The sequence below is a fragment of the Bradyrhizobium sp. 87 genome (genome assembly GCF_023073015.1).
Classification (GTDB): domain Bacteria; phylum Pseudomonadota; class Alphaproteobacteria; order Rhizobiales; family Xanthobacteraceae; genus Bradyrhizobium; species Bradyrhizobium canariense_D.
The window spans coordinates 117,888-142,959 of the sequence record NZ_JADPIQ010000075.1 but is presented as its reverse complement, the minus strand read 5'-3'; the positions used below and the strand labels follow the sequence as shown (position 1 = coordinate 142,959).

Annotated in this window: 30 protein-coding genes; 14 read left to right on the top strand and 16 right to left on the bottom strand. The window is 63.9% G+C overall.

Features of this window, described 5'->3' with window-relative positions:
* The first annotated feature begins 53 nt into the window (after positions 1-53).
* Positions 54-356 (top strand): hypothetical protein, encoded by a 303-nt coding sequence (locus tag IVB50_RS17290; protein WP_085353143.1) that lies wholly within the window; start codon positions 54-56, stop codon positions 354-356.
* 3 nt (positions 357-359) lie between these two features.
* Here the strand turns inward: IVB50_RS17290 and IVB50_RS17285 are convergent, their stop codons facing one another.
* Entirely contained in the window at positions 360-596 is a 237-nt protein-coding gene (locus tag IVB50_RS17285; RefSeq protein ID WP_026233472.1) for a hypothetical protein, read from the bottom strand.
* Positions 597-933: 337 nt separating this feature from the next.
* A complete protein-coding gene (locus IVB50_RS17280; protein ID WP_247296650.1) occupies positions 934-1,221 on the bottom strand; it encodes a hypothetical protein in 288 nt (95 codons plus the stop codon).
* Positions 1,222-1,408: 187 nt separating this feature from the next.
* On the opposite strand from IVB50_RS17280, the gene IVB50_RS17275 reads away from it, so the two are divergent.
* The 3 genes from IVB50_RS17275 to IVB50_RS17265 all read left to right on the top strand — a co-directional run bounded on the left by IVB50_RS17275 (position 1,409) and on the right by IVB50_RS17265 (position 3,031).
* Positions 1,409-1,996: a formyltransferase family protein gene (locus IVB50_RS17275; protein WP_018457969.1), complete on the top strand. Its 588-nt coding sequence runs from the start codon at positions 1,409-1,411 to the stop codon at positions 1,994-1,996.
* A gap of 200 nt (positions 1,997-2,196) precedes the next feature.
* Positions 2,197-2,541: a hypothetical protein gene (locus IVB50_RS17270; protein WP_247296648.1), complete on the top strand. Its 345-nt coding sequence runs from the start codon at positions 2,197-2,199 to the stop codon at positions 2,539-2,541.
* The gene (locus tag IVB50_RS17265; RefSeq protein ID WP_026233473.1) at positions 2,486-3,031 is read left to right on the top strand and encodes a hypothetical protein; all 546 of its coding nucleotides are present in this window, start codon (positions 2,486-2,488) and stop codon (positions 3,029-3,031) included. The genes IVB50_RS17270 and IVB50_RS17265 overlap by 56 nt, the downstream gene beginning before the upstream one ends.
* A 52-nt stretch (positions 3,032-3,083) precedes the next feature.
* Here IVB50_RS17265 and IVB50_RS17260 read toward each other — a convergent pair whose 3' ends face one another.
* Positions 3,084-3,482 carry a RidA family protein gene (locus IVB50_RS17260; protein WP_018457972.1) on the bottom strand — a complete coding sequence of 133 codons (399 nt, stop codon included), beginning with the start codon at positions 3,480-3,482 and terminating at the stop codon, positions 3,084-3,086.
* Between the two features lie 150 nt (positions 3,483-3,632).
* Here IVB50_RS17260 and IVB50_RS17255 point away from each other — a divergent pair, with 150 nt between their 5' ends.
* Both IVB50_RS17255 and IVB50_RS17250 read left to right on the top strand, forming a co-directional pair.
* On the top strand, positions 3,633-4,508 hold the full coding sequence (locus tag IVB50_RS17255) for a DMT family transporter (RefSeq protein WP_085353150.1): 876 nt from the start codon (positions 3,633-3,635) through the stop codon (positions 4,506-4,508).
* A 200-nt stretch (positions 4,509-4,708) separates the two neighbouring features.
* Entirely contained in the window at positions 4,709-6,139 is a 1,431-nt protein-coding gene (locus IVB50_RS17250) for a caspase family protein (protein WP_247296646.1), read from the top strand.
* Positions 6,140-6,214: 75 nt separating this feature from the next.
* On the opposite strand, the gene IVB50_RS17245 is transcribed toward IVB50_RS17250, so the two are convergent.
* Positions 6,215-6,457, bottom strand: a complete 243-nt coding sequence (locus tag IVB50_RS17245) for a BrnA antitoxin family protein (RefSeq protein WP_007610629.1) — start codon at positions 6,455-6,457, stop codon at positions 6,215-6,217.
* A 3-nt stretch (positions 6,458-6,460) separates the two neighbouring features.
* Positions 6,461-7,438: a cysteine synthase A gene (gene cysK / locus IVB50_RS17240; RefSeq protein ID WP_018457976.1), complete on the bottom strand. Its 978-nt coding sequence runs from the start codon at positions 7,436-7,438 to the stop codon at positions 6,461-6,463.
* A 199-nt stretch (positions 7,439-7,637) separates the two neighbouring features.
* On the opposite strand from cysK, the gene IVB50_RS17235 reads away from it, so the two are divergent.
* On the top strand, positions 7,638-7,856 hold the full coding sequence (locus IVB50_RS17235) for a hypothetical protein (protein WP_026233474.1): 219 nt from the start codon (positions 7,638-7,640) through the stop codon (positions 7,854-7,856).
* A 15-nt stretch (positions 7,857-7,871) separates the two neighbouring features.
* Here IVB50_RS17235 and tgt read toward each other — a convergent pair whose 3' ends face one another.
* A complete protein-coding gene (gene tgt / locus IVB50_RS17230; RefSeq protein ID WP_247296644.1) occupies positions 7,872-9,020 on the bottom strand; it encodes a tRNA guanosine(34) transglycosylase Tgt in 1,149 nt (382 codons plus the stop codon).
* A 226-nt stretch (positions 9,021-9,246) separates the two neighbouring features.
* Between tgt and IVB50_RS17225 the strand changes: the two genes are divergently transcribed.
* The 4 genes from IVB50_RS17225 (at position 9,247) to IVB50_RS17210 (ending at position 13,418) form a co-directional block, all read left to right on the top strand.
* The gene (locus IVB50_RS17225; protein WP_085384037.1) at positions 9,247-10,431 is read left to right on the top strand and encodes a patatin-like phospholipase family protein; all 1,185 of its coding nucleotides are present in this window, start codon (positions 9,247-9,249) and stop codon (positions 10,429-10,431) included.
* 133 nt (positions 10,432-10,564) lie between these two features.
* Positions 10,565-11,311, top strand: a complete 747-nt coding sequence (locus IVB50_RS17220; RefSeq protein WP_018457980.1) for a TetR/AcrR family transcriptional regulator — start codon at positions 10,565-10,567, stop codon at positions 11,309-11,311.
* A 247-nt stretch (positions 11,312-11,558) separates the two neighbouring features.
* The gene (locus IVB50_RS17215; protein ID WP_018457982.1) at positions 11,559-12,161 is read left to right on the top strand and encodes a PepSY domain-containing protein; all 603 of its coding nucleotides are present in this window, start codon (positions 11,559-11,561) and stop codon (positions 12,159-12,161) included.
* A 219-nt stretch (positions 12,162-12,380) separates the two neighbouring features.
* Positions 12,381-13,418, top strand: a complete 1,038-nt coding sequence (locus IVB50_RS17210; protein ID WP_018457983.1) for an aspartate-semialdehyde dehydrogenase — start codon at positions 12,381-12,383, stop codon at positions 13,416-13,418.
* A gap of 118 nt (positions 13,419-13,536) precedes the next feature.
* Here IVB50_RS17210 and IVB50_RS17205 read toward each other — a convergent pair whose 3' ends face one another.
* The 8 genes from IVB50_RS17205 to coaD all read right to left on the bottom strand — a co-directional run bounded on the left by IVB50_RS17205 (position 13,537) and on the right by coaD (position 17,435).
* Entirely contained in the window at positions 13,537-13,767 is a 231-nt protein-coding gene (locus IVB50_RS17205; RefSeq protein ID WP_245288491.1) for a type II toxin-antitoxin system VapC family toxin, read from the bottom strand.
* Positions 13,764-13,925 carry a type II toxin-antitoxin system VapC family toxin gene (locus IVB50_RS17200; protein ID WP_018457984.1) on the bottom strand — a complete coding sequence of 54 codons (162 nt, stop codon included), beginning with the start codon at positions 13,923-13,925 and terminating at the stop codon, positions 13,764-13,766. The genes IVB50_RS17205 and IVB50_RS17200 overlap by 4 nt, the downstream gene beginning before the upstream one ends.
* Positions 13,925-14,167, bottom strand: coding sequence for a type II toxin-antitoxin system VapB family antitoxin (locus IVB50_RS17195; protein WP_018457985.1), 243 nt, complete (start codon positions 14,165-14,167; stop codon positions 13,925-13,927). Before IVB50_RS17195 ends, IVB50_RS17200 begins: the two co-directional genes overlap by 1 nt.
* Positions 14,168-14,224: 57 nt before the next feature.
* Positions 14,225-15,298: a tRNA preQ1(34) S-adenosylmethionine ribosyltransferase-isomerase QueA gene (gene queA / locus IVB50_RS17190; protein WP_018457986.1), complete on the bottom strand. Its 1,074-nt coding sequence runs from the start codon at positions 15,296-15,298 to the stop codon at positions 14,225-14,227.
* 142 nt (positions 15,299-15,440) lie between these two features.
* Positions 15,441-15,905, bottom strand: coding sequence for a peptidylprolyl isomerase (locus IVB50_RS17185; RefSeq protein ID WP_018457987.1), 465 nt, complete (start codon positions 15,903-15,905; stop codon positions 15,441-15,443).
* On the bottom strand, positions 15,902-16,327 hold the full coding sequence (locus IVB50_RS17180; protein WP_018457988.1) for a hypothetical protein: 426 nt from the start codon (positions 16,325-16,327) through the stop codon (positions 15,902-15,904). The genes IVB50_RS17185 and IVB50_RS17180 overlap by 4 nt, the downstream gene beginning before the upstream one ends.
* Positions 16,328-16,335: 8 nt before the next feature.
* Positions 16,336-16,899 (bottom strand): peptidylprolyl isomerase, encoded by a 564-nt coding sequence (locus IVB50_RS17175; protein WP_018457989.1) that lies wholly within the window; start codon positions 16,897-16,899, stop codon positions 16,336-16,338.
* Between the two features lie 41 nt (positions 16,900-16,940).
* On the bottom strand, positions 16,941-17,435 hold the full coding sequence (gene coaD / locus IVB50_RS17170; RefSeq protein ID WP_018457990.1) for a pantetheine-phosphate adenylyltransferase: 495 nt from the start codon (positions 17,433-17,435) through the stop codon (positions 16,941-16,943).
* 247 nt (positions 17,436-17,682) lie between these two features.
* Here coaD and IVB50_RS17165 point away from each other — a divergent pair, with 247 nt between their 5' ends.
* Together IVB50_RS17165 and IVB50_RS17160 are read left to right on the top strand one after the other, a co-directional pair.
* A complete protein-coding gene (locus tag IVB50_RS17165) occupies positions 17,683-17,940 on the top strand; it encodes a hypothetical protein (protein ID WP_018457991.1) in 258 nt (85 codons plus the stop codon).
* A gap of 206 nt (positions 17,941-18,146) precedes the next feature.
* Positions 18,147-20,000, top strand: a complete 1,854-nt coding sequence (locus IVB50_RS17160) for a KUP/HAK/KT family potassium transporter (protein WP_018457992.1) — start codon at positions 18,147-18,149, stop codon at positions 19,998-20,000.
* Positions 20,001-20,105: 105 nt separating this feature from the next.
* On the opposite strand, the gene gyrA is transcribed toward IVB50_RS17160, so the two are convergent.
* On the bottom strand, positions 20,106-22,850 hold the full coding sequence (gene gyrA, locus IVB50_RS17155) for a DNA gyrase subunit A (RefSeq protein WP_018457993.1): 2,745 nt from the start codon (positions 22,848-22,850) through the stop codon (positions 20,106-20,108).
* Positions 22,851-23,220: 370 nt separating this feature from the next.
* Positions 23,221-23,718 carry a single-stranded DNA-binding protein gene (locus tag IVB50_RS17150; protein ID WP_018457994.1) on the bottom strand — a complete coding sequence of 166 codons (498 nt, stop codon included), beginning with the start codon at positions 23,716-23,718 and terminating at the stop codon, positions 23,221-23,223.
* Between the two features lie 458 nt (positions 23,719-24,176).
* On the opposite strand from IVB50_RS17150, the gene IVB50_RS17145 reads away from it, so the two are divergent.
* Positions 24,177-24,959: an outer membrane beta-barrel protein gene (locus IVB50_RS17145; RefSeq protein WP_026233477.1), complete on the top strand. Its 783-nt coding sequence runs from the start codon at positions 24,177-24,179 to the stop codon at positions 24,957-24,959.
* Positions 24,960-25,072: the final 113 nt, after the last annotated feature.

Sequence of the window (25,072 nt, the reverse complement as noted above, 5' to 3'; positions counted from 1 at the left end):
CGTTCACCGATCGCCGCTAGAGCAGGATGCATCTTCCGCAACGAACGCGCGCCATGGCCGACCTCAACGCCGTCCTCTCCAGGCTGAACGACCGTCTGCTCCGCCTCGAGGGCGAGCTGTTCGTGCTGCGCTCGCTGGCCCGCGCGACGCTGACGGCGGGCGATGACCACGCGGCGCGAATGCGCAAGCTGGTCGAGGCCGCCAAAGTCGCGCTCGACGACGAGGCCACGCGTCCCCTCGACAAGCCGACGCGCAAATATGTCGATGCGGCGACCGCGCTGGTGGAGGAATTGCTGGTCGAGCCGACCCAGGCGCGGCCGTTGTTCACCGTCATCGACGGTGGCCGGCGCGACTGAACGTCAAACTGGCCGGCCGTCGTCCGTCGCGGCGATATCGCCCGACTTGAGCCGGCTGAGGCCGGCTTCGATGATCGCGATCTCCTCGTCGATCTGGCCGATCGGCAGGCTGAAGTCGTAGCCGGACCTGCTCTTCAGATCGACTGCAAGCCGTTGCCTGTGCATCATCAGCTCGTCGAGGCCGCGCCGGTTCTTCAGCCGGACATAGACGTCGACGATCTGCTCAATCGCGCTCGGCATGAAATAGGTCCCGGCGAAAAAGCCCGCACGGCGCACCCGCGCCGGCGCGACAATCTCGGTGTCGCGGTACGCAATACAAATCCGCGACGGATTCGTCGATACGCCAAGCTGGTTGAGATCACGTTACCGTCAGATGATTTCGTGATGGCCGAGCATGAAAAAGCCGCTGGCGATCACGCCAGCGGCCAAATCCGGGTTCGAAAACGGATGCGGGTTGAAATGTCGCCAGCCCCGGTCGGTCCACGTTCTAACGGCAAATCCTGGGTCTCTCTGTTAAAAACGAAACACAGGAACCGGCCGTCGGCACTCGCCGCACCACCGTGGCGGCGCGGCAACGCTAGTCTGTGACGCAGAAATATTTGCGCGGCAGCCTGCGGTAGGCGCTGTAGCGGTAATGCGGCCGGTACGCGTAGCCGCGATAGAGCGCCGGCGGCTCCTGGCCGTAATAGGCGCCGTGATAAAAATTGGTGACCGGCCCTTCCGCGCAGCGATAGGTGTCCCAGGTCGGGCCGATGAAGGGCGCCACCCCGACCTCGGGCGGAACCACGGGATAGGGCGGTCCGCCAGCGCGCGCCGAAGTGGTTGCAACCAAGGCCGCGAGAAGGACAAACCACGCGCTCCGCATGCGTTCACTCCGAGCCGATGCCATGCGCATGGAAGCACCGGACCGGCCGACACCGCAATCGCGGAATTCATCGCGCAGCCTCGCCCGGCGCGTTGTTGATAACCGGCGCAAACCCAGCGCGGGTGGTGACAGGACGTCCGGACGTGTTATCGGGAGATGACGCAGTTGCGAGACGGATCGGACACCCATGCGCATTACTCTTGTCGGCTCCCGCCATTTCGGCGTGACCACCCTGAACATGCTCCGGGAGCATGGTGTCTCGATCGTGCGCGTCGTGGTGGCCGACGCCGAGGATCGTCTCGCCGCAACAGCCAAGGCGGCGGGCATCGACGTCGTGGTCCAGGCCAATCCCAAACTGGTGGTGGCCTCCGAGATCGCCCCCGACACCGATCTGATCGTCACCGCGCACAGCCACGCCCGGATCGGCAAGGACGCGCTTGAGGCAGCGAAGCTGGGCGGGATCGGCTATCATCCCTCGCTGCTGCCGCGTCACCGCGGCAAGGCGGCCGTGGAATGGACCATCAAGGAAGGCGATCCGATCGCCGGCGGCACGATCTATCACCTCGCCGACCGCATGGACGCTGGCGCCATTGCGGCCCAGGAGTGGTGCTTCGTCAAGAAGGGCGAGACGGCGCGGGAACTGTGGGAGCGCGCGCTCGCCCCGCTCGGGCTCAAATTGCTGGCCGACGTGATCGACTATGCCAAGGTCCACAAGGCGCTGCCGTCCAAGACTCAAGACGAGCAGTTCGCGACTTCAGCGCCAAGTCTTTCCTGAGGCCCTTTATCCTGAGTCGATCTCCTGACGTTTACTCTTAACGTGACGGGGCATTGATTTTGCTTCAAGAATCCCAGCTTGAAACCCAAATAAACCATTGTTCCCACAGGAACAATTTTCGATTTGGCACTGCACCAAATTTCCGTCACATTTGGCCCGAATAAGGGTCAGCATATCAGACAAATTCAAGGACGGATTTTATGCGTTTTGCTCGCATTGCGGCGTTCTGTGCCGCCTCAGTTACCACCCTCGCCGCGCCCGGCTTTGCCCAGACCCCCTATGACGGCAACTGGCACGTCACCATCGTCACCAAGAGCGGCACCTGCGAGCCGACCGCGAGCTCCTTGCTGACGGTTGCCGACGGCAAGATCACCGCGCCCGGCGCTAACGTTTCCGGCACCATCGGCAGCGGGGGACTTGTGAAAGTTTCGATCAATGGTGCATATGCCAACGGTCAACTCAGCGGCAACGCCGGATCGGGGAAGTGGAATGGAGCATCTGCAGGCATACCGTGCAGCGGGCGGTGGGAAGCATCGCGCCAATAGAAAAATCGTGACGAGCGGTGTGGGCCGGCGGCTGCTGATCGCGGCCGCCGTTATGTTTGCCGCCGGAATTGCAAACTCCGAGAGCAAGGCCCAGTCCGGCCCGTTCGCCCCGCTGGCCGGCAGCTGGAGCGGCTCAGGCACGGTCACCCTGGATGACGGCTCGACCGAACGGATCCGCTGCCGGGCGAAATACGCTCCGATCGGACCGACCATGGAGTTGTCTCTGACCTGCGCCAGCGACGCCTACAAGTTCAACCTCGGCGCCAACGTCAAGGCTGAAGGCAGCGCCATCGCGGGCAGCTGGTCCGAGGCCAGCCGTAATATCAGCGGCTCCCTTTCGGGTCGCGGGGCCGGCGGAAACTATGAGCTGCTCGCCTCCACTGCCGGCTTCAACGCCAACATTTCGCTGAAGACGTCCGGCAACAAGCAGAACGTCACGATGCGCGCCGACAGCCAGTTCCGCGGCGCCAACATCTCGCTGTCGCGCTAAGCCGATACGAGTAGATTGACAATCGACCCGGCGATCTCGCCGGGTCGATTTTTTATGTGCCCGGCACGAACGCCGTGACCTCGATCTCGACCTTGGCCCGGTCATCCACGAGGCCGCCGATGTAGAGCAAGGTCGAGGGCGGGAAATTGCGCCCCAGCGTTTCCTTCCAGGCCGCGCCGATGCCGGCCCCGGCTGCCTCATATTCGCTGCGGCTGGTCAGGTACCAGGTCAGGCGGACGATATGCTCGGGGCTGGCGCCGGCCTCGCCCAGGAGCTTGATGATCCGCTTCAGCGCGGTCCCGACCTGCGCTGCCATGTCAGGCGCGTAATTGCCGGTCTCGTCGCCGCCCGTCTGCCCGGCCAGCACCACCCAGCGGCCCGGCCCCTCGACCACGACACCATGGGAAAAGCCGCGCGGTTTTTTCCACTCGGCCGGCTGCAAGATGTGCATGAGCGAAGATCTCCCGATTGTTCTCGTTGTTCACTGATGCCTTAGCACGGCGCCCTGCATCGCTGCACCGGCAGATTTGACCGTTGCAAACGGCGAGGATGTCGCCGATACCGGCCTTCCCTCAAGACCTCGCCTCTCACACCCGCGCCGATGAACACGACACCGTCCAAAACGATGGCTGCCCTGTGGATGGCCGGCTGGCTGTCGCTGATGCTGGTCATGGCGGTCGCCGGACGCGAGACCACGCGCGAGCTGAATGTATTTCAGATCATGGAAGTGCGTTCGCTGCTAGGATTCCTGTTGCTTTCGCCGTTCATCTATCGGGCCGGCGGCTTCAAAGTGCTCAGGACGTCGCGCCTGCCGCAGCACATCGGGCGCAATTTGGTGCACTATGTTGCGCAGCTCGGCTGGTTCTTCGCGCTGACGCTGATCCCGATCGGCCAGGTGGTGGCAATCGAGTTCACCATGCCAATCTGGACGGCGCTGCTCGCAGCGAGCCTTCTCTCCGAGCGCATGACGCCGTGGAAGATCGCCGCCATCGCGCTTGGCCTTTTCGGTGTGATCGTCATCGTCCGACCCGCCACCGGCGAGATCAATCCCGGTCAACTCATCGCACTCGGCGCCGCCATGGGCTTTGGCGTGTCCATGGTGCTCGTCAAATCGCTGACCCGCACCGAAAGCGCGCTGTCGATCCTGTTCTGGATGCTGGTGGTGCAATCGGTCGCAGGCTTCATTCCGACGCTGTTCGTCTGGACGTGGCCCTCCGCCTACGTCTGGGCGTGGGTCGGCGTGATCGGCGTCTGCGGCACGTTTTCGCACTACTGCCTCGCCAGCGCGATGCGCTATGCGGATGCGACCATCGTTGTTCCCATGGACTTCCTGCGAGTTCCATTGACCGCGACCGCTGGCTGGCTGCTGTATTCGGAGCGGCTTGACACCTGGACGGTGGTCGGCGCCGCGCTGATCCTGTTCGGCAATCTCCTGAATCTAAAGCCAGCTCCGGCAGATCCTGCTCCCGCGCGCTGAACCTCGCGCCGCCTCGCGCGACAAAACCAAGTGGCCGTGTGATTTGGATCACGTTGGAAGGGTATTCCATCGTGCACATTCTGCCACACAGCAGCGGGAACGCGACGAACTGCCGTTTTGGTGGCGCCGAGGCGGGCACTTCATGTAAGTTCGTGCCAATTCGTTGCTGCCTGCAATTTCGATTCTGTTGGGGATTCCAGATGCGCACTCTCACCCTCCTCGCGTCGCTGATGTGCATGGCACTGTCGGTCAGTGCCGCGAAGGCCGACCGCCGCGTTGCTTTCGTCGTCGGCAACGGCACCTACAAGAACGTCGCACAATTGCCGAACCCGCCGATCGACGCCAAGGCGATGGCGGCAACGCTGCGCAATGTCGGCTTCGAGGTGATCGAAGGTTCGAACCTCTCGCGCGACCAGATGACGGAGAAGCTGCTGGACTTCGGCCGCAAGGCGCAGGGCTCCGACGTCGCAGTGTTCTATTATGCCGGTCACGGCATCGCGGTCGGCGGCTCCAATTATCTTCTGCCTGTCGACGCCGACATCAAGTCGGAGATGGACGTCAAGCTCGGTGCCGCCATCAACATCGATCTGACGCTCGAGCAGACCATGGGCGACGCCAAGGTCAAGCTGGTGTTCCTTGACGCCTGCCGCGACAATCCGTTTGCCGCCAAGATCAAATCGAACTCCGCGACCCGCAGCGTCAACGTGCAGAGCGGTCTTGCCGAGATGAAATCCGGCGAAGGCACGCTGATCGCGTTCGCCACCGGCCCGGGCCAGACCGCGCTCGACGGCCAAGAGGGCAACAACAGCCCGTTCACCCGTGCGCTCATCGACAACATCACCAAGCCTGGTGTCGAGATCCAGCAGGCGATGACGTCGGTCCGCGCCCAGGTCAACGAGGAGACCCACAAGGGGCAGCTGCCCTGGGGCCACACCAATTTGACCGGCGCGGTCTATCTCAACCAGGCTCCGACGACGCAGGTCGCCAATGCGGCACCGACGGCTGCTGGCAGCGTGCCAATGGCGGCGGGCGGCAGCTCGGACGGTGTCGAGCTCGAATACTGGCGTTCGGTCAAGGAGAGCAATAAGTCGGAAGAGCTCAACGCTTACCTCTCCGCCTACCCGAACGGTCAGTTCAAGGCGCTTGCGCTGGCACGCCTCGCGGCCATCAAGAGCGGCCCCTCGACCGCGACGCGCACCCTCACCGCTGGCGTCGATCCCGCGACCTTCACCGAAGAGGCCACCCAGCTTACCGAGGACCAAATCGGCCTCGACAAGAACCAGCGCCGCGACGTTCAGCGTCGCCTGGGCGGGCTCGGCTTCGACAACAAACAGACAGGCGTCTTCGGCGACGAGACCCGGTCGGTGCTCAAGCGCTGGCAGGCGGCGCGCGGCTATCCCGCGTCTGGCTACCTGAACAAGCTCCAGCACAAGGCTCTGCTTTCGGAAGTCGTGGCCGGCCCGCCGACCGCGAGCGACAACAGCCAGAAGGCAGCCCGCCGGGCCGCCGCCCCCGCGGCCAGCAGCGCGCCCGCACCTGCTCCCCATCGCAGCAGCGGCGGCGATCCTGCCGGCGCAGCCTTCGTCGGCGGTGTCGTCGGCGGCATGATGGGCGGCATGTTCCGCCGCTGAGGCGAGGCCAATCGCAGATACAAAAGCCCGGCTCGCGCCGGGCTTTTTCGTTACGAATAACCAAAGCTTTGGCGTCTACTTCCCGGCGGCCTTTCGCAGCGCCTCGTTGATGCGGTCCTGCCAGCCGGGCCCGCCGGACTGGAAATGCTCCAGCACGTCCTGGTCGATCCGCAGCGTGACCTGCTCCTTGACCCCCGGCGCCACGTTCTGCTTTGGCGGCGCCGCAGCGACCTTCGCCGTCACCTTCTTGAACGCCGCCTCGGCCTCCGTCCTGGCGTCGCCCAACGTCCGCGGCCGCCTCGGTGGTTGATCCGCCATGTCCTAGATTCCCTCAAACAGAGCCGTCGAAAGATACCGCTCGGAGAAGGACGGCACTATAGCCAGGATGGTCTTTCCCGCAGCTTCGGGTCGCTTGCCGATCTCGACGGCCGCGGCAATCGCGGCGCCCGAGGAGATGCCGCCCGGAATGCCCTCATGCCGCGCCAGTGCCCGCGAGGTCTCGATCGCCGTCGTCGAGTTGACCTTGACGATCTCGTCGATCACCGAGCGATCGAGAATGTCAGGGACGAAGCCCGCACCGATGCCCTGGATCTTGTGCGGCGTGTGCTGGCCACCCGACAGCACCGGGCTCTCCTCCGGCTCGACCGCAACCACGCGCAGCGAGGGCTTGCGCGGCTTCAGCACTTGGCCGACGCCGGTGATGGTGCCCCCGGTGCCGACGCCGGCGACGAAGAAGTCGATGTTGCCGGCGGTGTCATTCCAGATCTCCTCCGCGGTGGTGCGGCGGTGCACCTCGGGATTGGCGAGATTCTTGAACTGCTGCGGCATCACCGAATTCGGCGTCGTCTTCAACAGCTCTTCGGCCGTCGCGATCGCGCCCTTCATGCCTTGCGCGGCCGGTGTCAGCACCAGCTCCGCGCCCAGAAAGGCCAGCATCTTGCGGCGTTCGATCGACATCGACTCCGGCATGACCAGCTTGAGCCTATAGCCGCGCGACGCCGCGACGAAGGCCAGCGCGATGCCGGTATTGCCGGAGGTCGGTTCGATCAGCACGGTGTCGGGCTTGACGATTCCGGCCTTCTCCATGGCGATGATCATGGCCGCGCCGATGCGATCCTTCACGCTTGCGGCGGGATTGAAATATTCAAGCTTTGCCAAAATGGTCGCGTTCACGCCATGCATGCCCGGCAGCCGGCGCAAGCGCACGATCGGCGTGTCGCCAAAAGCATCGACGATCGAGTCATAGATCCGGCCGCGGCCGGGTTGGTGCGCTGCACCCGTGGTGGACGATGCGTCCATGATGAACTCCCTGTGGCGACGATTGTGCTTCTAGACAGCCTGCGGCGACACGCAAGCGAGATTGCGTTACATGTTAAATACGCTGCATCGCAAAATCGCGTGAGCAATAATTATCAGAAAACCAACGCATTTGTGTTGCGACCTCGTCAACTGATTCTGCTTATGTTAGACTTAGGTCTCAAGCTGGGAGGTCACCACGATGTCAGCAGTCGCTGAAGTGTTGTCGACCGTCGCACCGAACCGCGCTCCGCGTTGCAGTGAGTTGCCGGCCTGTCCCGTCTGCGCCGACTCCATGATCGCCGCCGAAGGTTCTGCGTATTTGTCGGAACACGTGATCAGCTATCTCTGGACCTGCGACAATTGCGGCTACGGCTTCGTGACCAAGCACTCCGTCAAGCAGCGCCTCGTCTGCAACTGACGTTTTGCACTTGACCTAGCGCGGGGCGATGTCGCCCCTCCCCCAGTCTTCGCGCGTACGCCGATAGAACTCCTCGAACGTTCCCTGTGCGATCGCGTCCCTGATGCCCTGCATCAGGAACTGGTAATAAGCGATATTGATCTCGGACAGCAGCATCGCACCCAGCGTCTCGCCCGCCTTGACGAGATGGTGCAAATAGGCGCGCGCGTAGCTGCGCGCCGACGGCCAGGAGCTCTCTTCGTCGAGCGGACGGGGATCGTCGGCGTGGCGCGCGTTGCGCAAATTCACCTGGCCGAAGCGTGTGAAGGCAACGCCATGCCGGCCATTGCGCGTCGGCATCACGCAGTCGAACATGTCGATGCCGCGCTTGACCGCCTCGAGGATGTCGTCGGGTGTGCCGACGCCCATCAGGTAGCGCGGCCGCTCTCTCGGCAGCAGCGGCGCTGTCTCGTCGATCATCGCCAGCATCACCGCCTGCGGCTCACCGACGGCGAGGCCGCCAATGGCATAACCATGGAAACCGATCTCGATGAGGCCTTGCGCGCTGGCATGGCGAAGCTGGGGTATGTCGCCGCCCTGCACGATGCCGAACAGCATGTAGCCGTCGGGCGCGCTCTCGAAGGCGCGCTTGCTTCGCTCGGCCCAGCGCAGCGACAATTGCATCGCGCGGTCGATGTCGGCGCGCTCGGCGGGCAGTCGCACGCATTCGTCCATCTGCATGGCGATATCGGAGCCGAGCAAACGCTGCACCTCGATCGAGCGCTCCGGCGACAGCTCGACCTTGGCGCCGTCGATATGCGAACGGAAGGTCACGGCCTGCTCGCTGACCTTGCGCAGATCCGCCAGCGACATCACCTGGAAGCCGCCGGAATCCGTCAGCATCGGCCCGTTCCAGCCGGTGAATGTCTGCAAGCCGCCAAGCGCCGCGATCCGCTCGGCGCCGGGACGCAGCATCAGATGATAGGTGTTGCCGAGCACGATGTCGGCACCGGCCTCACGCACCTCGCGCCAGTGCATGCCCTTCATCGCGCCGGCGGTACCGACCGGCATGAAGGCGGGCGTGCGCACCACGCCGTGCGGCGTGGTCAGGCGCCCGGTGCGCGCGGCGCCATCGGTGGCGAGCAGTTCGAAATGATTGGGCAGACCGGTGTCAGGACGATTCATGACGGTGCTTATTGCGTGTCGGAGCAGGCCGATCAACCCGCTCGGGCGATGCCTCGGCCGGCTTATGCATCAGACTGGGACAATGGGTGCAAATATTGGGGACACGGAATTGTGCGCCTGCGACGCTTGTTAAACAAAACGATACAGTGTAGTTTTACCTTGGGTTGGACGAGATGCCGCGGCGATGTTGCCGGCGGCGGTAGATGCGTGATCGCCAGCCACCGCAATGCCCCTCCCTTCAAGTTCGACTGACCCAGCCGGCCGTTCGCATGGCTGGACGAGGTGGACCGGCGCCCGCCTGTTCGGATTGCTGGTCCTGACGTGCAGCTTGGCGCTCGGCGCCTGCACCTCCCTGCCCCGCACGCCCTATACGGCCACCGAAGCCAGCACATCGCGCGTGCTCGATATTGATGGCCTGCGGCGCTACGCCGACGAACCCATCACGAAATTCAATTTCGAGAAGGACACCAGCACCGCGACGAAGTCCTACCTGGCGCTCTCAGGCGGCGGCGCAGATGGCGCCTACGGCGTCGGTGTGCTCAACGGCTGGACCGCGGCCAAAACCCGTCCCACCTTCTCGGTGGTCTCGGGCGTGAGCACCGGCGGCCTGATTGCGCCCTTTGCGTTTCTCGGCTCGCGATATGACGACACGTTGAAGGAGGTCTACACCAGCGGTGTCGCGGAGAGCCTGTTGAGTGATCCCAGCATCATGCGCGTGCTGTTCGGGTCCGGCCTGTTCGGCAACACGCGGCTGCGCGAGCTCGTCGCCCGCTATGTCGGCCCCGAAATCATGGCGCAAGTCGCTCGTGAAAACGCCAAGGGCCGAAGGCTGCTGGTGGTGACGACCGATCTCGACACCCAGCGCACCGCGATCTGGGACATGGGCAAGATCGCCGCGGTCGGCACGTCCGAGGCGCTCAAGCTGTTTCGCGACGTGATGGCGGCCTCCGCCAGCATCCCGCTGGTGTTTCCGCCGATCATGATCGACGCCGAAGGCGAGGGCCGCAGATTTCAGGAGATGCATGTCGACGGCGGTGTGACGGCCCCGGTGCTGACGCTGCCGGAAGCCTTGCTTTTCCAGGGCAGTCGCCTTCCCGGCCCTGCGAAGCTGGACATCTACATCCTCGTCAACAAGAAGATCGAACGCAATTTCGAGCTCGTCTCCAACAGCACCATCGACGTTGCCTCCCGCAGCCTGTCGTCGATCACCCAGTCGCAGACCCGCTCGATCATCTTCTCGACTTATGATTTTGCGAAGCGCAACCGCCTGGGCTTCCATCTCTCCTATATCGCGCGCGATTATCCGGCCGCCCCCTCGGAAGGGTTCGACACCGCTTATATGCGGGCGCTGTATCAGTACGGATATGAGAAGGCGGCTTCGGGCGAGGCCTGGACTTCGACGCTTCCGTGAGCGCTCGGTGAGGAACGGGGCCGTGCCGAGACGGTTGACGATGCGGTCATTCGGCCAGATTAGCCATGACGCACTCGTTGCCGCGCGTTATAGAGCAATGACTGATGTCACGACCGCGCAGGAATCATTGGGCATGGGATTGACTGCGACCAGGACAAGACCGGCGGCGCCGCGGCGCGAGGTGCCGAAATCGCGCGGCGGCCGGCCGACGAAAAGCGCCGCGATCGAGCGCGATCAGCGGCTGATCGAGGTCGCCACCCGCCTGTTCCTGGATCGCGGCTTTGATGCGACCTCGCTCGATGCGGTCGCGGAAGCCGCGCGAGTGAGCAAGCCCACCGTCTATGCCCGTTACGGCGACAAGCGCGGCCTGTTTGCAGCCGTGCTGAGACGCGAGATCGCGCGATGGCTGGCACCGCTGTCCGCGGCCGCCGAGACGCAGCTCGGCAGCGCCTCGGATATCTCGGTCGAGCAACGGCTCGTCGAGATCGGGCGCGAGATGCTGACATTCACCTGCGGACCCGATGCCGTCGCCTTCAGCCGCATGATGACGTCGCAGGCCATCAACTTTCCCGACATCGCCAAGCTCGGCAAGGAGGAAGGCTGGCTCAAGGCCGTCGCCACCACGGCACGCTTCTTCGACCATCTGGTGGCGCAAGGCGCGCTCGACGTCGACGACACCACCATCGCGGCGGAAGTGTTCCTCGACGTCGTCGTCGGTCATAACCATCGTCTGGCGACGTTTGGAACGCCGCCGGAGATGAAGGCCGCGGAAAAGCGCATGCGCGCTGCGATCAAGCTGTTCCTGGCAGGCGCGCTGGGATCAGCGGACGGCAGCCAGAGTGCCGCCAAGGGCACTCAGCGACGCCGCCCGTCGCGCTGACAATTCCGTGAGGTTGCGAACTTTCCGGGAGATCTCGTGGCCGCGCCGTTGACCGAAACAAAACGATACGGTATGGTTTAATTATAGGGCGATGCGGATCGCTTTTTCACCAGCCCCAAGAGGTCCGCACCGCTTCGATCGTCCCGGCGGTACAGCCCGTCGCGACGCTCAGCGGCCGACCGATGCCCAAGGTCGGCCGCAAATTCTTGACGATCATCCGGCATACTCGCTGGCCGAGGGTTCGAGCATGACGACGGCCAAACGACGGATCTCGGGACTGCTCGCGATCGCCCTGTCCGCACTCCTCCTCGCAGCGCCGGCGCGGGCGATCGTGAGCACGGGCACGCCGACCACCCTTCACAACGACACAGATGGTGACGCCGAGGCCGACCGCCAAGCGGTCAGCCGCGAGATCGAGCGCTTCCGCAGCTCGTCGATCTCGATCAACCAGGCCATGGCGATTGCGGAAGCCCGCCACGTCGGTGCCACCACGGCGGATGTGAGTTTCGACGGAGCCTCAGGCGTGCCGGTCTACCGGGTGAAGACCCTGCACAACGACCGGATCTGGCGCCACACCATCAATGCCGCGACCGGCGAGCTCGTCGGCGGGGAAGCCGCCCTCCCTCTCGCCGAGCTCGACCTCGACGATCGCAGCAATCTCGCAGCGCTCGGTGCCATCAAGCACCGACTTGCGGATGCCGTCCACGTCGCCGAACGCGCGGCCTCCGGCAAAGCCATCAGCGGCGGACTGGTGCGCGAACGCGGCCGGCTGAATTTCGCGATCGTCGTCATCAGTGGCGACAACCTCAAGGAGGTCATCCTCGAACCGCCGGGCGCCCGGACCAAATAGCGGCAGCCCCAATCCCGCCGAAAAGCCATTGACGGGGGCAGGACTCTCCCGCATAAGCTCCCGCCATGTTCGCGACCACCAAACGCACGACTAAAACCACCACGGCCTTCGGGGCCCGGGGAGGCGTGCGCGTGTAGTCGTCGACTAGAACGCAATCCACTCTACCGAAGCCCCGCCCATGATGGTCCGGGGCTTTTTTGTTGTTTAGATCGCAATTCAATGGAGGACAAAGTGAGTAACGATCCCGTCGTCGCGATTGTCGGCGTCACCGGTGCGGTGGGCGCCGAATTCATCGCCACCATGGACAAGCGCGGCTTTCGCGTCGGCAAGCTCAAGGCGCTGGCCAGCGCCCGCTCGGCCGGCAAGACGGTGTCGTTCCGTGGGCAAGACGTCGTCATCGAGGAGCTGACCGAACGCGCCTTCGAAGGCGTCGACATCGCCCTGTTCTCCGCCGGCGGCAGCATCTCCAAGAAGTTCGCGCCGATCGCAGTCAAGGCGGGCGCCGTCGTCGTCGACAACTCCTCCGCCTTCCGCATGGACCCGAACGTGCCGCTGGTGATCCCCGAGATCAACGCGAATCGCATCCGCGACCACAAGGGCATCATCGCCAACCCGAACTGCGCCGCCATCACGGCGCTGGTGCCGCTGTGGCCGATCCACCAGAGCAACCGCATCAAGCGGGTGATCATCTCGACCTACCAGGCGGCCTCCGGCGCCGGCGCTGCCGCGATGGAGGAGCTGGTCGAGTCCACCCGCGCCAACCTCAACGGGCAGGTTTATACGCCGAAGGTGATGCCGCATCCCTACGCGTTCAACCTCTTCAACCACAACACGGCGATCGACCCTGACACCGGCTACAACGACGAAGAGACCAAGGTCATCAACGAAACCCGCAAGATCTTTGAGGACGACAAGATCGCGATCGGCGTCACCTGCGTGCGTGTGCCGGTGCTGCGGGCTCATTGCGAGGCCATCACCTTCGAATGCGAGAAGCCGATCAGCGAGGACCAGGTCCGCGCCATCATGGCACGAGCGCGCGGCGTCAAGGTCGTCGACGACCGTGCCAGGAACTACTTCCCGATGCCGATCGACGCCTCGGGCCAGGACGACGTCCTGGTCGGCCGCATCCGCAAGGACTTCAGCGACCCCTCCGGGCATTCGATCTCGATGTTCGTGGCGGCGGACCAGCTGCTCAAGGGCGCTGCGCTCAACGCGGTGCAGATCGCGGAGCTCCTGCCACAGCGGGTGATGGCGTAACGGAAGATGCGTAAGGTGGGCAAAGGCGCGCAAGCGCCGTGCCCACCACTTCGCATCAAGAAAGTTGGTCGGCACGCTTCGCTTTGCCCACCCTACAATGGCAAATAGCGCGGTCAGGTCAACGCGGGGAGAATGTCTGTCTTAGCAAAGTCGGCTCCCTTGAAGAGCAGCGGTTGCGAACGCGCTTTCGCCAAGCGTAGACCGCACAATCGACGATGTTGAGCTGCGCCGGATGCCCCCCGCCCTTGCCGAAGCGTTGAAATGCCTCGAACGCGCCTTTCGCCATGTCTGCGTCGAACGGCACTACGACAATCCCGGCAGTCTCCAGCAATTCGTCGAAGAACTTCACGGCCGATGCTCCGAGGCGAGCAGAGAGAACGATCTTGTTTCCAGGATTGCTACTGCTGACATCGACAGGCTGGCAGCATCCAGCATGGCTTTCCGATAGCGCTGCCCATCTGGCTCGTTGGTGACGGTCGCGACGATCGCAGACGTATCCAGCACCATCAGGACGGCAGCCCGAAACGGTCATAGCCGAGGATTTCGTCTGCAGGCCGAGAATCGAGAACGGGCAAGCCAGCGGTTCGCTCGAGGAACGACGTCAGGGCGGCCCTCCTATCGACCGCCGGCGATGCCACGCGAGACAAGCGCTCCTCGATGGCGCGTTCGAGCGCCGTCTCGATATCTTCCCCCGTCAAGCGGGCGAGGCGCTGGGCAAGCTCATCGACTTTCGCGGAACGGATGTTCATCGGCCACTCGATCCATGCAAAACGTATGAGCAGTATAGCACGAGAACGCCGCCCGCGTCACTCCCGCGCCGGAAACAGCAAACAGGCATCCCCGTACGAATAGAACCGATAGCCGGTTGCGATCGCGTGTGCATAGGCTTGCTGCATCGCCTCCAGCCCGGAGAACGCCGACACCAGCATGAACAGTGTCGACTTCGGCAAATGGAAATTGGTCAGCAGAATATCAACGGCGCGGAAGCGATAGCCGGGGGTGATGAAGATCGACGTCTCGGCGGCGAACGGCTCAATGGTGCCGTCCTCGCTGGCTGCGCTTTCGATCAGGCGCAACGACGTGGTGCCAACCGCGATGATACGGCCGCCGTTCTTGTGCGCCGTGTTGAGCCGCTCCGCCGTCTCGGACGACAGCGTACCCCACTCGGCATGCATCTTGTGGCCTTCGGTGTCGTCCACCTTCACCGGCAGGAAGGTCCCTGCCCCGACATGCAGCGTGACGCGATTGATGCCGACGCCGCGCGCGTGCATCGCCTGCTCCAGCGCCGGGGTGAAATGCAGGCCTGCTGTCGGCGCGGCAACGGCGCCTTCGTTCACAGCGAACATGGTCTGGTAGTCGGCGAGATCCTGATCATCAGGCGTGCGTTTCGAGGCGATGTAGGGCGGCAGCGGCGGGCTGCCGAGATCGGCGATGGCTTGATCCAGCGTCGGGCCGTGAAACGAAAATGACAGCGTCACCTCGCCTTCCCCGCCCTTCGCCTCGACCTCGGCGTCGAGATGGCCGAGCAGGCAGACCTTGCCCTCATTGCCGAAGCGGATGCGGTCGCCGGCGATGAGTTTCTTGGCAGGCTTCACCAACGCCTGCCAGCGCGAGCCGTCGAGGCGCTTGATCAGCGTTGCCTCGATCTTCGGCTCGGTCTCGCGGCCGATGCGACGGCCTTTTAATTGCGCCGCGATCACCTTGGTGTCGTTGACGACGAGCTGGTCGCCCGGCTTCAGCCATTGCGGCAGGTCGGTGATGATTTGGTCGCGCAGCGTGCCGCGATCGACGACCAGCATCTTCGCGGAGTCGCGCGGGCTCGCCGGGCGCAATGCGATGCGCTCGGCGGGCAGGTCGAAATCGAAGAAGTCGGTGCGCATCTCGGTCTCAGGGCCGCACAGTCACTCCTCATCCTGAGGGGTGCGGAACGCGCGTCTCGACGGATGAAGGCCCCGCTGCTGCAGCTCGGCCTTCATGGTTCGAGACGGCGCCACGCGCCTCCTCACCATGAGGGTTGAACGCCTACGCCGCGTCAGCCGCCATCCGCGCCTTGACGATCTTGTCGGGGTTCTGCACGGGCTCGCCACGCTTGATCTTGTCGACGTTCTCCATGCCCTCGGTGACCTTGCCCCACACCGTGTACTGGTTGTCGAGGAAGCGGGCATCGTCGAAGCAGATGAAGAACTGGCTATCGCCGGAATCCGGGCTGGCGGCGCGCGCCATCGAGGTGGTGCCGCGCACATGCGGCTCCTTGTTGAACTCGGCCTTCAGCTTCTGGCCGGAGCCGCCGGTGCCGGTGCCCTGGGGGCAGCCGGTCTGCGCCATGAAGCCGTCGATCACGCGATGGAATACGATGCCGTCGTAGAAGCCTTCGCGCACGAGTTCCTTGATGCGTGCGACGTGGCCGGGCGCCAGATCAGGCCGCATCTCGATGGTGACGGGGCCCTGCGTGGTCTCGAGGATCAGTGTGTTTTCGGTGGCGCTCATGCTCGTCTCTCTTGGGTTGGGGGTGAAGTCCTGTCAGGTGAAGATTTGCGGTTGCGAAACTGGATCGCGAACGGACGCCCCGCAGCGGCGCCGGCCATCGCATCGGTAAATGGCATCGGCGTGCAGCGTTGCAATGCCTCCATCACCGCGACCCGGTATTGCAGCCGGTCATTGTCGGAAGCCTCCGCGGATTCATAGGTAATCCTCGGATGGCCCAGAATGTTTCCAGCCCGGTTGAAGCTCACCACGACGGTGATGTCGATCGGGCGGGCCCTGGCGGCGGGCGGCGGCTTCCAGCAGGTGCGCAAATGCCGGAAGATGTCCTGAATGGTGTTGACCTGTGCGTCCTCGGCGACCGCGCCTGGGACGCCGAGCAGCAGCACCGCGGCAACCAGCAGGAGCTTGCCACCGCAGCGCGCCATCGCCGCTCCTATTTGATGTCGGAAGCGACCTGCACCTTCACCATCTTGTCGGGGTCGGTGACGGTGCCGCCGCTCGATCCGGGAGGCGCCTTCTTCAGCTTGTCGACGACGTCCATGCCCTGCACGACCTCGCCGATCACGGTGTACTGGTTGTCGAGGCTGCCGCCGTCGGCAAACATGATGAAGAACTGCGAATTGGCGGTGTCGACGCTGTCGCCGCGCCGGGCCATGCCGACGATGCCGCGCGCAAAATGCACCTTCGAGAATTCCTGCTTCAGGTTCGGATATTTCGAGCCGCCGGTGCCATTGAAGTTCTGACCGTCGCCGGTCTGCGCCATGAAGCCATCCATGACGCGGTGGAACGGCACGTTGTTGTAAAAACCCTCGCGCGCGAGCTGCTTGATTCGCTCGGCGTGCTGGGGCGCAAGGTCCGGCCGGAGCTTGATGACGATGCGGCCCTTGGTGGAGTCGATGACGATGGCGTTGGCCTTGTCGAGGCCGGCCGGCAAGGCTTGCGCGAAGGCCGGCACCGCGAACAGAACCGCGGCAAGAACTGCGAGAATTCGGATCATGACAACTCCGGATCAGAGATGAGAAAGGAAACGCGCCGTTATCAGGCGAATTTTGCCTTGAGCTGGGCCGCAACCAGCGGCGGGACGAAGGCCGAGACATCCCCGCCCATGGCAGCGATCTGGCGCACCAAAGTGGCGGTGATCGGGCGGACCATGGGAGAGGCCGGCAGGAAGATCGTATGCACCTCGGGCGCCATGGCCTCGTTCATGCCGGCGAGCTGCATCTCGTAGTCGAGGTCGGTGCCGTCGCGCAGGCCCCGAATCATGATCGTGGCACCGTGCTTGCGCGCCGAGGTCACCGACAGATCGTCAAACGTCACGGCCTCGAGCACGCAGCCGGCCTGGGCGGCCACCGGCCCGCAGACGTCATGGAGCATCTTCAGCCGCTCCTCGGTCGAGAACAGAGGCTTCTTGCCGGGGTGCACCCCGATCGCGACAACAAGCCTGTCGCACAGCGACACGCTGTGCCGGACCACGTCCAGATGGCCGTTGGTGATGGGGTCGAAGGAACCTGGATAGAAGGCAATGCGCGGCATGGCCACGTCCTACCGCGCCCTGCCCGGCCCGGCAAGCCGGTCAGGTTCCCTGGCGGTTTTTCCGCAGAAGCGTGTCGGAATGCGCCGAATTGTTTCGTCCTGAGGGCGGCCACGACACAAAACGGAGCGCGAACGAAACCATTTCCCGCGTTCGCGAAGACGTCCGGAAACTGGCCATGGTTACTAATCCAGCCAACGAACGACGGGCCGCACACTGGGCGTAGCGGCCGCATCACAGGGGACTGTCATGATCAAGGCTCTTTCGGCGATCGCCATTTCTGCGTGTGTTGCTGCCACCCTCACGCTCCTGCCCGGCTTCGCCCCCACCGTCGAGGCGAGCGTGCCGCAGCCGCTTGCCAAGAGCGACCGGCTCGATATCCGTACCGTCGGCAAGGACTGCTCGCAGCAGGCCTGGCCGAATTTCGAAGCGTCCTGCCTCCGCCAGGCCGGCACCAAAGCCAACATCCGCGAGGCTCGCCTTGTGACTGCCAACCGTACTCCGTAGTGGGGGTCTGTCAGTTTCGCGTCAGCTAACTCTCAAGATAAACCCCAAAGATATACCCCATGGATATTTGCGACGTCCCGTCGCACACTGCCTGATGCTCGCGCCCGTCGGAATGACCCGTCGGGCGCGATCCCATCGGGGGGTCGCCATTGTCCAGCACGCCTGCAGTCGCCTCCGGCCATCAACCTGATCCACTGCCGATTGCCATGACCATGGGCGCCCTCGGGGTGGTCTATGGCGATATCGGCACCAGCCCCCTCTACGCCCTGAAGGAAGCCGCCAAGGCCGCCGCCCATGGCGGCACTTTGACGAACGATGCCGTTCTGGGCGTCGCCTCGCTGATCCTCTGGGCGCTGTTGCTGATCATCTCACTGAAATATGCGCTGTTGATTCTGCGTGCGGATAACCGCGGCGAAGGCGGCATCGTCGCGCTGCTGGCCTTGCTGCATGCCCGCAACGCTCAACCCGGTACCTGGCGCGCGCATTTGCTGGTCGTCGGCCTCATCGGCGCCGCGCTACTGTACGGGGACGGCGCGATCACGCCGGCCATCTCCGTGCTCTCAGCCATCGAAGGTCTGAAGGTCGACGCACCCTCGCTCGCGCCGGCGGTTGTGCCCGTGACCGTCGTCATCCTGATCGGACTGTTCATGATGCAGAAGCAGGGCACCGGCTTCATCGGCCGCATCTTCGGACCGGTGATGCTGGCCTGGTTCTTCGTGCTGGCAGCGCTCGGCATCCACGGCATCGTCAAGGCGCCGGCGGTGCTGGCGGCGCTCAGCCCGCTCTATGCGTTCGACTTCCTGATCCATCAGGATTTTCATGTCTCCTTCGCGATCCTGGGGGCCGCCTTCCTCGCGGTGACCGGCGGCGAAGCCATGTACGCCGACATGGGGCATTTCGGCCGCCTGCCGATCCGGCTGGCCTGGTTCGCGATCTGCCTGCCTGCGCTCGTGCTGAACTATTTCGGCCAGGCCGCGCTGCTGATCACCGATCCCACCATGATCGAAAATCCGTTCTTCCAGCTCTGCCCTGACGCCCTGCATTATCCGCTGGTCGCGTTCTCGGCGGTCGCGACCGTGATCGCCTCGCAAGCCATCATCTCCGGCGTGTTCTCGTTGACGCAGCAGTCGATCCAGCTCGGCTTCCTGCCGCGCATGCAGATCCGTCACACCACGAGCGACGCGATCGGCCAGATCTACGTGCCGTTGGTGAACTGGCTGCTCGCCGCCGCAACGCTCGGCGCCGTGCTGAGTTTCGGCAGCTCGGAGGCGCTGGCCGGCGCCTACGGCATCGCGGTGTCGCTATTGATGGCGATCACCACGCTGCTCGCCGCCCTGGTCGCGATCCAGTGGGGCTATTCACCGTGGCTCGTGGTTGCCGTGAACGGCTTCTTCTTCGTGATCGATTTGATCTTCTTCTCGGCCAATTCGATCAAGCTGTTCGAGGGCGGCTGGTTTCCGCTGATGCTGGCGGGCTTCGTCGCCTTCCTGATGCTGACCTGGCGCAGCGGCGTGAAGCTCGTCGAAGCCGCACGCGCGAAGCTGCGCCAGCCCGAGGAGGATCTGATCGAGACCGCGGTCAACCAGTGCAGCGCCAGACTCCCCGGCACCGCCGTGTTCCTGGCCTCGGCGCCGCGCGGCGTGCCGCTGGCACTGACCCAGTTCGTCAAGCACAACCACGTGCTGCACGAGCGCATCGTCCTGGTCACCGTGCTGATCGAGGAGCTTCCTCACATCGCCGACGAAGACCGCATCGAGGTGATCGAGATCATTCCCGGCATTACCCGCGTCGTTCTGCATTACGGCTTCATGCAGAACCCGACGATTTACGAAGGGCTGACCTTCGCCTGCCGCCACGGCAAGCTGCCCGGCATCGACCTCTCCGACATCACCTATTACGTCGGCCGCGAGACAATCATCCCGCGCGAGGACGTGCCGGGCATGTGGGTCTGGCGCGAAACCGTGTTCGCCTTCCTGCAACGCAACGCCGAACGCTCCGCCGCGTTCTTCGGCGTACCTACCAAGCAGGTGGTGGAATTCGGCACGGAGCTGGAGATTTAGCTGGTCAGTGCAGTATCCGGATCGAGCACAACTCAATCCGGGACAGCCGTCCGAATGAAGAACCCGGATTTCGCTTGCGCTCCATCCGGGCTACGGGGTGACGCATCACTCCCCGTTCGACTCCCCATTCGCCCCGTTTCCGCTCTCGGCCTCTTCCGTGATGTGCTCGACCGAGACGACGTGTTCGTCCTCCGCGGTGTCGAACACGATCACGCCCTGGGTCGAGCGGCCGGCGACGCGGATGCCTTCGACCGGGCAGCGGATCAGCTGACCCTTGTCGGTAACCAGCATGATTTGATCAGCATCCTCCACGGGGAACGACGCTACGAGGTTGCCGTTGCGGTTGTTGACGCTCATGGCGACGATGCCTTTGCCGCCGCGGCCCGTGGTGCGGTACTCGTAGGACGACGTCCGCTTGCCGTAACCGTTGACGGACACGGTCAGCACGACCTGCTCCTGCGCTGACATCTCGACGTAACGCTCCTGGGCGAGTTGGAAGCTGCCGGAGGTCTCCTCGGTCTCGGCGTCCGCCGCCGGCTCCTCGGCCGCAGCTTCGCCGGCGACCGCACGACGCATCTTCAGGTACGCCGAGCGCTCGTCGGACGTCGTCTCGACGTGGCGCAGGATCGCCAGCGAGATCACCTTGTCGCCCTCGGCAAGCGCAATGCCGCGCACGCCCATCGAGGTGCGGCCGGTGAACACCCGCACGTCGGTCACGGGGAAGCGGATGCACTGGCCGCCGGCGCCGGTCAAAAGCACGTCGTCGTGCTCAGTGCAGATCTGCACGTCGACGATCGCTTCATTGTCGTCGAGCTTCATCGCGATGATGCCGGAGCGGCGGACATCCACGAAGTCGGACAGCTTGTTGCGCCGGACGTTGCCGCCTGTCGTGGCAAACATCACGTCGAGATTGCCCCAGGTGGACTCGTCCTCCGGCAGCGGCATGATGGTGGTGATGCGCTCGCCCTGCTCCAGCGGCAGGATGTTGATCAGCGCCTTGCCGCGCGCATTCGGCGCGGCCATCGGCAGGCGCCAGACTTTGATCTTGTAGACCTGTCCGCGCGAGGAGAAGAACAGCATCGGAGTATGCGTGGACGCCACGAACAGCCGGCTGACAAAATCCTCATCGCGGGTCTGCATGCCGGCGCGGCCCTTGCCGCCGCGGCGCTGGGCCCGGTAGGCCGACAGCGGCACGCGCTTGACGTAGCCGGCGTGCGAGACGGTGACGACCATGTCCTCGCGCTGGATCAGGTCCTCGTCCTCGACCTCACCTTCCTGCTCGATGATGACGGTGCGGCGCGGGGTTGCGAACTCGGCCTTCACTTCGGCGAGCTCGGACTTGATGATGCCCAGCACGCGGTCGCGCGAGCGCAGGATGTCGAGATAGTCGGCGATCTCGCCGGCGAGCTTGTCGAGCTCCTCGCGGATTTCGTCGCGGCCGAGTGCGGTGAGGCGTTGCAGGCGCAGATCGAGAATGGCCCTCGCCTGCTCCATCGACAGCCGGATCGTGCCGTTCTCGCTGATGCGGTGGCGCGGATCGTCGATCAGCGTCAGCATGTCCTCGACGTCCCGGGCCGGCCAGTCGCGCGACATCAGGGTGTCGCGGGCGGTGGTCGGGTCGGGCGAGGTCCGGATGACGCGGATCATCTCGTCGATATTGGCGACTGCGATGGCGAGACCGACCAAAACATGGGCGCGATCTCGGGCCTTGGCGAGCAGGAACTTGGTGCGCCGCGTGACGACCCGCTCGCGGAAGTCGACGAAGATCGCCAGCAGGTCCTTCAGGTGCATGACCCGTGGACGGCCGCTGTCGAGCGCCACCATGTTGACGCCGAAGCTCGTCTGCAGCGGCGTGAACCTGTAGAGCTGATTGAGCACCACATCCGGCACGGCGTCGCGCTTCAATTCGATGACGACGCGGTAGCCGTCGCGATCGGATTCATCGCGCAGGTCGCCGATGCCTTCGATCTTCTTTTCCTTGACCAGCTCGGCGATGCGCTCGACCATCGTCGCCTTGTTCACCTGGTAGGGAATCTCGGTGATGATGATCGCCTCGCGCTCCTTGCGGATGGTCTCGATCGCGACCTTGCCGCGCATCATGACCGAGCCGCGGCCGAGGTGATAGGCGGCGCGGATGCCCTGCCGTCCGAGGATGACGCCGCCGGTCGGGAAGTCCGGTCCCGGCACGATGTTGATGAGCTCGTCGATGGTGAGCGCGGGGTTGTCGATCAGCGCGACGCAGGCGTCGATGACCTCGCCGAGATTGTGCGGCGGGATGTTGGTCGCCATGCCGACCGCGATGCCGCCGGCGCCGTTGACGAGAAGGTTCGGGAACTTGGCTGGCAAGACCGACGGTTCGGTCTCGTTGTTGTCGTAGTTCGGCTGGAAGTCGACCGTGTCCTTGTCGATGTCGGCCAGCAGAGCCAGCGCCGCCTTCGTCAATCGGGCTTCGGTATAACGATAGGCAGCCGGGGGATCGCCGTCGACCGAGCCGAAATTGCCCTGGCCGTCGATCAGCGGCACGCGCATGGAGAAGTCCTGCGCCATCCGGACCATGGCGTCGTAGATCGACTGGTCGCCATGCGGATGATATTTACCGATGACGTCACCGACCACGCGGGCGGACTTGACGTACTTCTTGTCCGGCGTGTGCCCCTGCTCGTTCATCGAGTACAGGATGCGGCGATGCACCGGCTTCAGGCCATCGCGGGCGTCAGGCAGCGCCCGCGCCACGATCACGCTCATGGCGTAGTCGAGATAGGACTTCTTCATCTCCTCGAAGATGGAGACGGGGCGAATATCCGAGGGTTGCGCCGGCTGGTCGCCGGGCTTGTCGTCGTCGTCAGCCAAGGGGAAATCCGGTGAGGTTTTATCTGGGAATCATATAGCGCATCGAGCCTCTGATAACCACCCTCGCGGCGTTCTGGGAAGCGCTTTTTCCGCCTATTTTTCCAACAACTTAAGCCCTTGCGAGCGGTGTCTCGGACAGCACTCGCATCGGCCTTGCAAAATCGCCGCTCACGCGTGGAAAACCGCGCGGTGAGCTTGCCGCGTCGGCGCGTTTGCCAAGCCGCAATCCGAGCTCACCCCAAACATGAAGCGGGCCCGGAAATGCCGAGCCCGTCCTGTCGATTAGTGGGATGTTCTGACATGAGATGAGAAGCGCCGCCCATCCGGCCGGGCGTCCGCATCAGGCGCCGCGTTCTTGGAGCGGAATCGCTCAGAACGGGATATCGTCGTCCATGTCGCTGTTGCGGCCACCGCCGCCGGCGGCAACAGGGCGCCGCGGCGTGCTGCTGACCGGACCGGAGGAGCCGAAATCGCCGCCCGGCTCGTCGCCGAAGCTGCCGCCTCCGCCACCGCCGCTACGACCGTCCAGCATCGTCAAGGTCGAGTTGAACCCCTGCAGCACGACTTCGGTCGAGTACTTTTCGACACCGCTCTGGTCGGTCCATTTGCGGGTCTGGAGCGCACCCTCGACGTAAATCTTGGCGCCCTTCTTCAGATACTGTTCGGCGACCTTGCAGAGCCCTTCATTGAAGATCACGACGCGGTGCCACTCGGTCTTTTCCTTGCGCTCGCCAGTCGCCTTGTCGCGCCACGTCTCCGAAGTCGCGACGCTCAGATTGGCGATCGGCCGCCCGTCCTGGGTGCGGCGGATTTCAGGATCCTTGCCGAGATTTCCAACCAGAATGACCTTGTTGACGCTTCCCGCCATCTCCGCTCTCCGCTCCGAATGCCACTGAATTCAAGAAGGCCGGTCCGCTCCCGCGTTCCGCCGTGCCTGTTGAGGCGACCCTATACGCTCGCCGAACACTTGCGGACGACGATCAGGCCGTCACCCTTCCGGTTATCCCCACATATAGCATCGACCTCCGGTTCGTTCCAGATTTGTTCTTGGCGAAGACAGATCTGAAGGCGTGGGATCGATCGGCCACATGTGTTGCGGAAAGGACACGTCGATTGGAACCTTTGTAGGTTCCCAAAAATGGAAGAAAGAACTTAACATTCAGCAAGTTATGGGTACTCGCACTGCCCCGGTCTTGTTGCATTTGGGAGACGGACTCTGCCGCTCCGTAGAGCTACGGTTGCCTCGGACTTAGTTCATATGGGCCCTCGCGCCTGATCAGCCGCTTCGGGGACATAAGAAGCGGACGAAACCTGGGGAGACTGGCAATGAATAAGCTTCTTATTTGTGCAATCGGTGCAGTGGCGATGGGCTTGTCGGCTCCCGCAAGCGCGGCGGACATGGCCGCGCGTCCCTACACCAAAGCCCCGCCGCCGGCGGTTGCCGCCATCTACGACTGGAGCGGCTTCTACATCGGCATCAACGGCGGCGGTGGCTCCAGCCACAAGTGCTGGGACTTCGTCACGCCCGCGACCGGCGTTCTCGTCGGCGAAGGCTGTCACAATGCAACAGGGGGCACCGTCGGCGGCCAGATCGGCTATCGCTGGCAGTCCGCCAATTGGGTGTTCGGTCTGGAAGGCCAGGGCAACTGGGCTGACTTCCGGGGCGACAACGTGAGCACCCTCTTCCCTGGTACCGCTTTGGTGACGGGTGATCGCAACCGTTCCCGCATCGACGCTTTCGGTCTCATCACCGGTCAGGTCGGTTACGCCTGGAACAACGTGCTGCTTTACGTGAAGGGCGGCGCCGCCGTCGTCGGTGACAAGTACGACATCTACGCTGCTGCGGGTACGCCCGGCGCGGGCGCGCTGCTGGCTTCGGCCCGGGAGACTCGCTGGGGTGGCACGGTCGGGGCCGGTCTGGAATTCGGCTTCGCCCCGAACTGGTCGCTGGGCTTTGAGTACGACCACATCTTCCTTGGCGATCGCACGATCGGCTTCACAACGCCCGCGGGTGCGGTATTCGGCAGCGACCGGATTCGCCAGGACGTAGACATGGGCCTGGTGCGCTTGAACTATCGCTGGGGCGGTCCGGCCATCGCAAGGTACTGATCGCGCTGGACATATCGCACTTCGAAGGCCGGCCTTGCGCCGGCCTTTTGCTGTGCAGTTCTCCAATATTAATCGGTCAATAACCGTTCCGTTTTCCGACCGTTGTTGCTTTT